The organism is Nitrospirota bacterium, assembly GCA_016178585.1.
In the GTDB taxonomy this organism is placed as follows: Bacteria; Nitrospirota; Nitrospiria; order JACQBW01; family JACQBW01; genus JACOTA01.
Window position 1 is genome coordinate 1 of the sequence record JACOTA010000050.1, and the last position, 9,677, is coordinate 9,677.

Sequence of the window (9,677 nt, forward strand, 5' to 3'; positions counted from 1 at the left end):
CTTTGCCCGCATCAGAAGCTACCTATCCACAGCTCGTAAAAACGGCTGGAACCTCTTGCAATCCATTTCCCAGTCCCTGACAGGTCAACCGTACTTGCCTGAAATGCTTTTTCCTCCCTGACACTCCTGAGTAGTTACGATTTTAATAAAAATGATTTAACAATGGAAACAAACTGCTCTGCCTGTCGTATTCTTTCTTCCGCCCGCTCTTCATCAAGATCAATCATCACATCATAATCTCCTAACTCGCGCTCCTCTTTTTCCTTAGCGAGAATTTTAGCCAGATTAGAATCCAACAGACCTTTTTCTACAAGATGAAGACCAAACATGGCAAGCACACCTTTGTGGCTCGAAGTCCGTACCCCCTGGGAAAGTATCGCCGCTTTGGCAAGGTGAAGAACTGCATAATATGCCCTTGAAATGGCATCTTCATATAAAACATTTTCAAAGAGAAGCCGGGCCGCTTTTAGAGATTTCTCACCACGTTCAATTTCTTTCCCAAGAACAGAGTTAGAAAGCTGTCATTGCGAACAAAGTGAAGCAATCTCAAGACTTTACGATAAGATTGCCACGCACCCTTCGGTGCTCGCAATGACATGATTAATAAGTGGGTGCGAAGTCTATCGCTGGTCTTGGGTCTTGGGTCTTTTAGGATTGTTTCTTTTTTTTGAGGCATTATAGAAGGAGGCCTTCTTGTTTAATATGATAAAGAAAATCTGAATCCATTTCCTCAAGCTGATGATAATGCCTCTGACTGACCACTTTAGGAGAAATATAAACCCGATGTTTTAATAATAAATCACAGGCAAGTTCTATTATCCTGTCAGAAAGGTGATAATCCTCGTGACGGGTAACAATTAAAACATCCATATCTGATTCAGCGGTTGCTTCCCCCCGGACACGCGAGCCGAAAAGACGAATTTCTACAATCTCATTTGGAAAGGTTTTCAGGAGAATATCCTTGAAATCTTTTAAAAGGATTCGATCTTTTTCTGAAAGCGCCGATTTTAAAATGGTCATTCTCTAATCCCTTTCCTAAGAAACAAATATACTGAATAGTTCCATAACTTATAACACTTTTTCAAAAGTTTAGCAAAAGTGGAAAAGAGCAATTATTTCAAAGAGTTTAAAAGAGAAACAAATTTTTGGAGGGCGAGGGGGCGGTCATAGAGCGTTTCAAAAGCTTTCCGGTTATTTTCACCCAGTTTTAGTTCCCATTTCGGGCAAATGTTCCATCAGAGCAAGATATTTGACCAATTGCGGAGAGTCGTCTTCTGAAACCACATAGCCTCCCCTGGCGTTTTGAATCATCTCCCCGACTTCACGACAACACTTCCATCCCTTCTAAAAGAGAGACCAGGGGAACATCTGCGGCACTTAAGGAAAATTTTAAAGCTTCACGCGGTATTATAAAGGAAAGATGTGTGACTTTTTTATAAAAAGATTTTATATCCTACATTTAATAATTCAGCCAAACGTTTGGCCATTTTCTTGCCAATAGGTCGTTTTCCATTCTCCATTTCTGAAAGATGGTTTTGAGAAATTGCGAGCTTTTCTCCAAGTTCACTTTGCGTAAAGCCTTCTTTAATTCGAGCTCCTCGCAAAGCCACACCAGGTTCCGTGTACTTTTCTGTTAAATCATGAACACTTTCTCTCCACGGTAAAAGATTATCTTCTCTAATTTCAAAGTCTTGAAGTAGTTTTACTACACCTTGAGCCCGGTCCTTAGGAACCAAAAACAAGCGGGTCTTCCTTTCTCCAATCTGGATTTTAATTTCTCCCTTCTTTTTATTAATAGGGAGCGTTTTCATGGGTGCCGACATAATATACCTCTAACATTCTTATTTTTTTATCTTTAATTTCCCAGCAGGCTACATAGGTAGGCCTGCCTGAGGTCAAATGACAATGGAAAAAAGCTTCAGAACCTTTTAATTTTCCGTAGTTTTTCCAATTTGCTCGGTATGGTCCATACTCTTCCATTTCCCGGGCCAAGGCCACGAAGACTGATCGAACAGATTCTGGAAGTTTCTTAACCTGTTTAGAAGCCTTATTAGACAGAAGAACTTCCCATCTCATTTAGGTAGAATATCCCAATTATTGGGATATATCAAGCTAAATCCTCTGGGAGAAATACAACCCCGGCGGTTCTACTGTTTTAAAGAGAGTTGTTTTTTCAAAGAATTTAAAAGCGAATTAAATTTTTGGAGGGCGAGGGGGCGGTCATAAAGCTTTTCAAAACCCTTCGGTTATTTTCGCCCAGCTTTTTCCCCATTTGGGGCAGGTGTTCTATCAACGCAAGATATTTGACCAGTTGCGAAACGTCATTTTTTAACTAAAGAAACTTTTGTAAAATATGAACAATTCTTTGGGCACTGTTTCCATCCCACAGCAGAGGGACTTTCTTTTCAGGCTGGCCGTTTTCAATAATATCCATTCCTGCCTTTAAAATATGATCAGGGTTCGTTCCCACAAGCGAGTTCGTTCCTTCCGTTATAGTCACCGGCCGTTCGGTATTTTCTCTTAATGTCAGACAGGGAACTTTTAACGCCGTGCTTTCTTCCTGAATGCCTCCCGAATCAGTCAGGATAATCCTGGAATGATCCATCAGGCATAGGAAATCTAAATACCCCATCGGTTCGGTCCAATAAATTCCATGACCGTTTGCCGGCAGGTTAAAAAAATAATGACTCAGATTCCATTTTTCGATTTGCTGTCTCGTTCGGGGGTGAACCGGGAAAAAAAGCGGGATTTTTTTTGACAGTTTAGAGAGCACCTCTAAAATAGGTCCAAGGGTCTCTCTTTGATCGACGTTCGATGGCCGGTGAAGCGTGATGATCCCATATTGTTTTGGCGCTGCGTTCAGACTTTTTAATATTTGAGAGCGCTTTGCTTTTTCTCTATATTTATAAAGGGTGTCGATCATCACATTTCCGACCAGAAAGATTTGCTCTTTTCTCTTCCCTTCTTCCAATAAATGCCCAACCCCGCTCTCTTCGCTCACAAAAAGGCAATCTGAAAGCGCATCGGTGACAATCCGGTTAATCTCTTCCGGCATGCTTCGGTCCCCGCTTCTAAGCCCCGCCTCGACATGGGCGATTCGAATCCCTAGTTTTGACGCCACCAGACTGCAAGCGAGGGTAGAATTCACATCTCCGACTACCAGGAGCAAATCAGGTTTCTCGTTGAGGCAGATTTTTTCAAAGGCAAGCATGATATGGGCGGTCTGTTCCGCATGGCTTCCGGAGCCGACGCCTAAAAAAACATCCGGCTTTGGAATTTCCAAATCGGCAAAGAAAGCGTCCGACATTTTGGCATCATAATGCTGGCCGGTATGAACTAAAACAGACTCAAAAATCATCCGGTTAGAGTCTCTATTGAATTGGCCCATCGCCTCAATTAAGGGAGCAATCTTTACAAAATTCGGCCTCGCGCCGACAATGTTTAATATTTTTTTCCTTTTAAAACCTTGCTGAGTCAAAACGGAATTCTTTCTATTTATCAGGCTCAAATTGTTTCAAGAAAATAGTTAACATTTTATGCGCAAGGGCTGTCCGGTCATATTTAGGCGCTGATTGAATTGCGTTTTGCTTTAGTTGATTGTAAAGAGACTTGTTCTGTTGTAACAAAAGGAGCTTTTCGATCAGTTCTTTACTGTTCTCAGGTTCAAAAGAGAGACCTGCCCCCTCTTTCTCTACAATTCTTAAAGACTCTCCCTCCACTCCATGAAGGATCGGTATGCCCATTCCCATCGATTCAAAAAGTTTGGAAGGGATCACCCCCTTAAAAAGCTCTGTTTTCTTTAAATGAATGATCGAGGCATCCAATAAAGACCAGTACCGGATAACCTCGCTTTTAGGTACAGAATCAATAAAGAGGACATTGTCGAGCCGTAACGCTTTTGCCTTTTCCTTCAACGCCCCCTTCTTTGCCCCATCCCCTAAAAAAATAAAACGGAATTGATCGCCCCCAGGCGCTTTTTTCATCTGATTCGCCGCCTCTAACAGGGTCTCCAGCGCGTGAGCTAATCCAAGGGTTCCAATATAACCCGCGACGAACTTGCCGGAAAGGTCCAATTGTTTAGCAAGCGCCCGATCTTTTTCTGCCGGCTTAAACCGGCTCAAGTCGACCCCGTTTGTCACGGTTTCGATTTTATTGACATCAATCCCCTGTTGGCCGAGATACTCTTTAAAGGACTCTGTTACAGCTATAATTTTGTCGGCCCGACGGTAAAGAAACAGCTCGATTTTTTTAGCCAGATGATAAAAACCCGAATCGCCGATGACTCCGGATGTTTTAACAGATTCCGGCCAGATATCCCTCAATTCAAAGACAAATGGTTTCCGTTTAAGACGGCTAACCGCCCAGGCGCCGCAAGCGGTAAAAAATTGCGGGGAGGTGCCGATCACAAGATCAACGTCTTTTACAAAGGGAGAGGCCAGAATGGCCGAAACCATATAACTGAGATAATCAATTGTCCTCCTGAAAAAACCTTGATTCGCGGTAATGTAGGTCCAGACCCGAATCACACGGATCCCTTCCATTTTTTCGGTCTGCCAAAGTTTATTCCGGTAACCCTCATAAACTTCTCCCCTGGGGAAATTGGGGGCGCAGGTCATCACGGTGACCTGATGCCCCTCCTTGACCCACTCCCGGCAATGCTCAAAGGTCCGGCTCGCGGGGGCATTCACCTCTGGCGGGAAATTATCCGATAAAAATAAAATATGCATGGCTCACCCTTTAAACCGAACCCCAATATCGAGAGGTAATTTCCCTTCTTTGATCATCCGGATTCTTTTATTGGGAATCTTTAGCCCAAACTCAGGGCAGAAAAAACTCTCTTCAATTTGATACGAGTCAAAATTCCACATTTCAAAAAAAGTCTTCTCACCCTTTAAGCTTAAAGTTCCCTTGCCATCCTTTTCAAGGTTCAATTCAACATCGGGATGGAAATGAACAAAACTTTCGATCAGGTGTCTTCCCTGGCCTGTGACATCATCTTTGATCTCCAGCGTCTCAGATTCTTCCAGGCTAACAGACCGCCAGTGAACAGGCTTGCCCGAGAGCCTGCAAAAACCATCATGCCCCCCCTCAAAGGTAATTTTCCCCTTTTCCTCTTTGATAGAAGGTGAAAGCGGGTATCCCCGCCGGGCGACCCGGTGCTCTTTCCAGATTTCATGCTGTTCTGCCCTGTCAATCATCACGGTATTATGAGACAGGGTAGACCTGTCGATCCGCCTCCGTAAACCACTATACTCAAAAGTTCCTGTATCTACAACCAGAGGCTGGCCATTGATCCAGAGTTCATAGCTGAGCGTATCACAATGGGCATGGCCGGGAAGGTAGTCCGGCCCGATGGCGCCACAGTCAAGGGTCAATCGAATTCTTTTGCTTTTAAGAATATAAAGCCCAAAATCTTTCTTAACCATAACAGGGCAACCTTCCGCCGACTGATGATATTTGATACCGAGTCTATCCGCATAGCTGAAAAGTTCGCCGGGCTCTGCTGAAACATGATACGCTGAATCGTTAAAAAGAGGAATCGAACCGTCAGGGTTTAAGATGTCTGACAGGAATTCCAGCATCTTTTCTGCGGTTTTTTTCAACTCCAGGATTTGATCAGAATATTCTTTCTGTAAACCTTGAGATGAGAGGATATTTACACAATCGAGCAGATCTTCTAGGACAATTGAATGATACATGGGGCTTCGTTCAAAATGGCCGCCATCCGGCAATATCTGGTCTTGAATTTCTGTCGAGACAATTCTCATTCCCTGTTCAAGCCATTTTTTCGGTTCAGCCCCTTCAAAAAACGCTCCCGAAAAAATCAGCGCGACTCCGTTCTTCAAAAGATGATTTCCAGGCAGGTGATACTCCAACCGCTTCATGAGATAACGGGTTTGAACTGCAAGGCTTTGCCGCATCTCTTCGGTTATTCTATTTCCGGCAAGCCCCCATTTGATCCAGTTCACAATCCGCAACGAAAGGGGATAAGGCTCCCATCCATTACCAGATGGAGGAGGATTTTCCAAAATCCAACGATGGATTAACTCATGATGCCATTCGGTTCGCTTCCTGCTATCAATGGCATTTAAATCGTCAAAATAATGAAGGTTATAGAGCCATAGCTTTTTGGAGGCGGGGTCATTCCAGGATTGTGATAAATGAATCTCATGTTCTTCGTTTAAAAACCGGAACTGCACAGGACCAATTAAAACTTGGAATTTTTCAACAGGCTTTTGCCAGATTTTTTTAAGAGAGGTGAAATCACAAACTTCAGGCGCAGGGCTTAAATCGGGTTTGGGTTTAATTAATTTAAATTGAACCAGCGCGAAAAGCTGGGAGGGTTTCGTATAACGAAGAGAATAAAAAAGATGACGTATCAAATCAACCGGCTCAATTACGTTCTCATGGCATCTATGATATCAAAACTAACCCTTGTGACCTCAACTAATTCATCAAAGGGGATAGGAGAAGATTTCCCTTCACGAACGGCGTTAACAAACGCCGCCGCACAGGCTCCATTCCCTTTATCCTGCCGCCAGAGATTCATTTTCTTAAATCCCGGCCAGCCGAACCCTTGTAATTGACGAAAATTGTTTAACTGAAGAATCCGACCTGCGCAAAAGATTTCGAGCCGTTCTTTGGGAAAAGATTTGTGCCCGTTGGCCATATAATGAACGGTTCCAACAGAGCCATCCTGAAAGCCCAAAGTAAAGCTGACCTTATCTTCCAGAGAAACGCCTGATTCACCGAGCTTCACGGCCTGAACCGAAACAATCGGAAAACCGACTAAAAACCGCAACAGGTCGATAAAATGGCATCCCTCACCGATAATTCGACCTCCCCCTGCTATTGGGTCTTGCGTCCAATGGTTCGCGGGGATCATTCCTGCATTGACGGTCATCGTCACAAATTTCGGCTCTTTAATAGAGGTTAGCAGATTTTTTATTTTCTGAACCTGTGGAGAAAATCGACGATTAAACCCTACCATTAAGATCGGTGAGGCGCGAGGAGTGAGGCGTGAAGAGTAAACTGATTCTATTTCGGTCAAACCATTCCGGTCAATTGCCAGGGGCTTTTCAACAAACACATGCTTCCCTGCTTTCAGCGCCCGGCATACCAGTGGAACATGACTATTATGTTGCGTGGAAATAACAACGGTATTGATATCTTTGTTTTCAAAAAAAGTCTCTTCATCCGTTGTCGTTTCATCAAAACCAAATTTCTTGCCGGCATGAACACCGCTCACACCGCCTCGGGAAGCGACACTCTTTAAATGGACCCCTGTCTTCTTAAATGCCGGAATGAGTACCGCGGAAGCGTAATTACCTGAGCCGATAAATCCGACGACTACTTTAGAAGACGTTAGGGGTGAGGCGTGAGGCGTGAGGGGAGATGAGGAAGAAAGAGAAACCGTCTGAAGACGAAGATCTCGTTCAGTTTTTTCCTTTTCGGATGGGTATTGAAGCAAAATTCCAAGGGAAGGATCGCTCCCTCCAACCAGTTGATACGCTTCACCCGCCTTATCAAGAGGAAACCGATGAGAAATCAAGGGATTCACATCCAACTTTTTGGAAGCTAATAGATCCAGAACCGCCTCAAAATTCCGCTGTTCCGTCCACCGGACATATCCCACCGGATAATCCTGCCCCTTTTCTTCATAAGCCGGATCATAGCGGCCGGGGCCATAGGAACAAGAAACCTGAAAAGTGAGCTCTTTTTCAAAAAAATCTCCCCGTGAGAGTTCCAAACCGACGACTCCCACCAAAACAATTCTCCCCTTCTTACGGCACATTAAAGCGGCCTGATGCATCGGTTCATTGCTTTTTGTCGAAGCGGTAATCAGTACCCCATCTACCCCTCTTCCCCTTGAAAAAGCCATGGCTCCGGCAATGGGATCTTCTCCAGCGGAAAGGTTGACCGTTTCCGCGCCAAAATGCCCGGCTAACTTTAATTTTTCTGAATCAAAATCAATGCCTAATACATGACAGCCCTGCGCTTTTAATATTTGGACGGTGATCAACCCGATAAGCCCTAAACCAGTCACCACAAAAAATTCGCCTAAAGTCGGCTGAGCCAGCCGAATTCCCTGGAGGGCGATGGCTCCAATCACCGTAAAAGCCCCCTCTTCATCACTCACACTCTCCGGAATTTTGGCGCAAAGGTTTACAGGGACGCTGACCACTTCGGCATGTTTTCCATTCGAGGCGACCCGGTCTCCCACATTAAAACCTGAAACTCCTTCACCCACTTCGATCACCACGCCGGCATTGCAATATCCCATCGGCAAGAGCTGATCCAGTTTATTCCGAACCGCATCGAGTGTCGGTAGAAGCCCGTCGGTTTTGACCTTCTCCAAGACCATCCGTACTTTGTCCGGCTGTTGGCGCGCCTTTTCAATAAGATTGGCTTTGCCAAATTCCACCAGCATCCGCTCGGTTCCTGCGGAAACAAGGCTGTTTGTGGTTCTAATGAGCAGATGCCACGGTTTCACCTGGGGACAAGGGACCTCCACCAGCTCCGTTTCACCCGATTTCAAATTTTGTAGTATCTGTTTCATAATCAATAACTTTTCACTCTGAGTTTTTTACCAGGTCTCTCTAACTGTTTTATCTCATTAAAAAGTTCATCGACGTTTTTATGTTTAAAAAACTCTTTTTTTATTTTGGTGTAATCTCCATAGCCCGATTCATATTCTAAAATAAATCTTGTCGCGTTGATTAACCCAAGGTTTTTTACAAGTATTTTCCATCCCGCTTCTCGTAATTCCGGACTGCTCAATATTTTTCTCTGGGCACTAAGCATTTTTAAAAACCTCCTTCAAAACAAATTCGATGGGATTGTAGATTTCAAACTTCGTTAGATCTTTCTTTTTATTCATTTTCTTTATCAGAATGTCATCACATGTAACGAAATAATCGGCAGGGCTATATTCAGTATGTCCTAAATGCAATGAATCTATGGGATCAATACCCGCTTCTTCAAAAATTAAAGCCTTTTGTCTAATGGCTTCATTAAGCTTTATTATTTTTGAAGCAATGGATATATAACTTGCCACTCTTTCTTTCCGTTCGGTAAAAGGATTTTTGCTATTTTCATAAATTAATGTTGATGACCCAAAAAGTAATATTGCCCCTGACAAGACTTTTTCTAAAATCAAAAGAAATGCTTCTGTTTCCAACCTGATTCTATCTTGCCTTTGATCATCAAAGGGCCTGTTATAAACACTTGTGTCGAGATAAATTTTTATTTTCTCTTTTCTCATAAAACCTTACCATCTTTAAAACTTTTGTCGAAGAAAACATTAATTTTTATTCTAGCAGGTCTTTGCCTCATAAAAAGAAAATATTGGGTAAATTTCATTTGGTGCCTTTTCCATCCTTAATGGTTACCTGAGAGATTGAAACATTTTACCTTGTTTCCTCTATTTTTGGAATGGCTGAATCGATGAAAATACGGCACCAGAGTTCAATTCAAATCAAGGCAAAAATCGTATAGGTCCCATCGATCCGCCCGCTTCTATCTTGATTTAAAAAGTTTGTAACTACTCAGGTCTCCCCCGCCTAAAGTAAGGTTTCATTTTTTGCTGGACTTCCAAATCCATATATGGCATATTGTCTCCTATGCAAGAGACAATCGCATGCCAGGGTCTCCATTTGGATGTTGCCAACCTGTCT

General features: G+C 43.3%; 10 protein-coding genes. All 10 read right to left on the reverse strand.

Annotated features, from left to right (window positions below):
- Positions 1–134: 134 nt before the first annotated feature.
- Positions 135–491: a HEPN domain-containing protein gene (locus HYR79_08850; protein MBI1821801.1), complete on the reverse strand. Its 357-nt coding sequence runs from the start codon at positions 489–491 to the stop codon at positions 135–137.
- Positions 492–675: 184 nt separating this feature from the next.
- Positions 676–1,020 carry a nucleotidyltransferase domain-containing protein gene (locus HYR79_08855; GenBank protein ID MBI1821802.1) on the reverse strand — a complete coding sequence of 115 codons (345 nt, stop codon included), beginning with the start codon at positions 1,018–1,020 and terminating at the stop codon, positions 676–678.
- Positions 1,021–1,433: 413 nt separating this feature from the next.
- A complete protein-coding gene (locus HYR79_08860) occupies positions 1,434–1,811 on the reverse strand; it encodes a helix-turn-helix transcriptional regulator (GenBank protein MBI1821803.1) in 378 nt (125 codons plus the stop codon).
- The gene (locus HYR79_08865) at positions 1,792–2,076 is read right to left on the reverse strand and encodes a cytotoxic translational repressor of toxin-antitoxin stability system (protein MBI1821804.1); all 285 of its coding nucleotides are present in this window, start codon (positions 2,074–2,076) and stop codon (positions 1,792–1,794) included. The genes HYR79_08860 and HYR79_08865 overlap by 20 nt, the downstream gene beginning before the upstream one ends.
- A 256-nt stretch (positions 2,077–2,332) precedes the next feature.
- A complete protein-coding gene (wecB, locus tag HYR79_08870; GenBank protein ID MBI1821805.1) occupies positions 2,333–3,478 on the reverse strand; it encodes a UDP-N-acetylglucosamine 2-epimerase (non-hydrolyzing) in 1,146 nt (381 codons plus the stop codon).
- A 13-nt stretch (positions 3,479–3,491) separates the two neighbouring features.
- Positions 3,492–4,727 (reverse strand): glycosyltransferase family 4 protein, encoded by a 1,236-nt coding sequence (locus tag HYR79_08875; protein MBI1821806.1) that lies wholly within the window; start codon positions 4,725–4,727, stop codon positions 3,492–3,494.
- A 3-nt stretch (positions 4,728–4,730) separates the two neighbouring features.
- Positions 4,731–6,383, reverse strand: a complete 1,653-nt coding sequence (locus HYR79_08880) for an alginate lyase family protein (GenBank protein MBI1821807.1) — start codon at positions 6,381–6,383, stop codon at positions 4,731–4,733.
- Between the two features lie 14 nt (positions 6,384–6,397).
- The gene (locus tag HYR79_08885; GenBank protein ID MBI1821808.1) at positions 6,398–8,560 is read right to left on the reverse strand and encodes a bi-domain-containing oxidoreductase; all 2,163 of its coding nucleotides are present in this window, start codon (positions 8,558–8,560) and stop codon (positions 6,398–6,400) included.
- A 2-nt stretch (positions 8,561–8,562) separates the two neighbouring features.
- Positions 8,563–8,805: a hypothetical protein gene (locus HYR79_08890; GenBank protein ID MBI1821809.1), complete on the reverse strand. Its 243-nt coding sequence runs from the start codon at positions 8,803–8,805 to the stop codon at positions 8,563–8,565.
- Entirely contained in the window at positions 8,798–9,265 is a 468-nt protein-coding gene (locus HYR79_08895) for a PIN domain-containing protein (GenBank protein MBI1821810.1), read from the reverse strand. Before HYR79_08895 ends, HYR79_08890 begins: the two co-directional genes overlap by 8 nt.
- Positions 9,266–9,677: the final 412 nt, after the last annotated feature.

Coding starts and splice junctions, on each gene's coding strand:
- HYR79_08855 (MBI1821802.1), bottom strand. CDS start 1,020: ATGACCATTTTAAAATCGGCGCTTTCAGAAAAAGATCGAATCCTTTTA.
- HYR79_08860 (MBI1821803.1), bottom strand. CDS start 1,811: ATGAAAACGCTCCCTATTAATAAAAAGAAGGGAGAAATTAAAATCCAG.
- HYR79_08865 (MBI1821804.1), bottom strand. CDS start 2,076: ATGAGATGGGAAGTTCTTCTGTCTAATAAGGCTTCTAAACAGGTTAAG.
- HYR79_08875 (MBI1821806.1), bottom strand. CDS start 4,727: ATGCATATTTTATTTTTATCGGATAATTTCCCGCCAGAGGTGAATGCC.
- HYR79_08885 (MBI1821808.1), bottom strand. CDS start 8,560: ATGAAACAGATACTACAAAATTTGAAATCGGGTGAAACGGAGCTGGTG.
- HYR79_08890 (MBI1821809.1), bottom strand. CDS start 8,805: ATGCTTAGTGCCCAGAGAAAAATATTGAGCAGTCCGGAATTACGAGAA.
- HYR79_08895 (MBI1821810.1), bottom strand. CDS start 9,265: ATGAGAAAAGAGAAAATAAAAATTTATCTCGACACAAGTGTTTATAAC.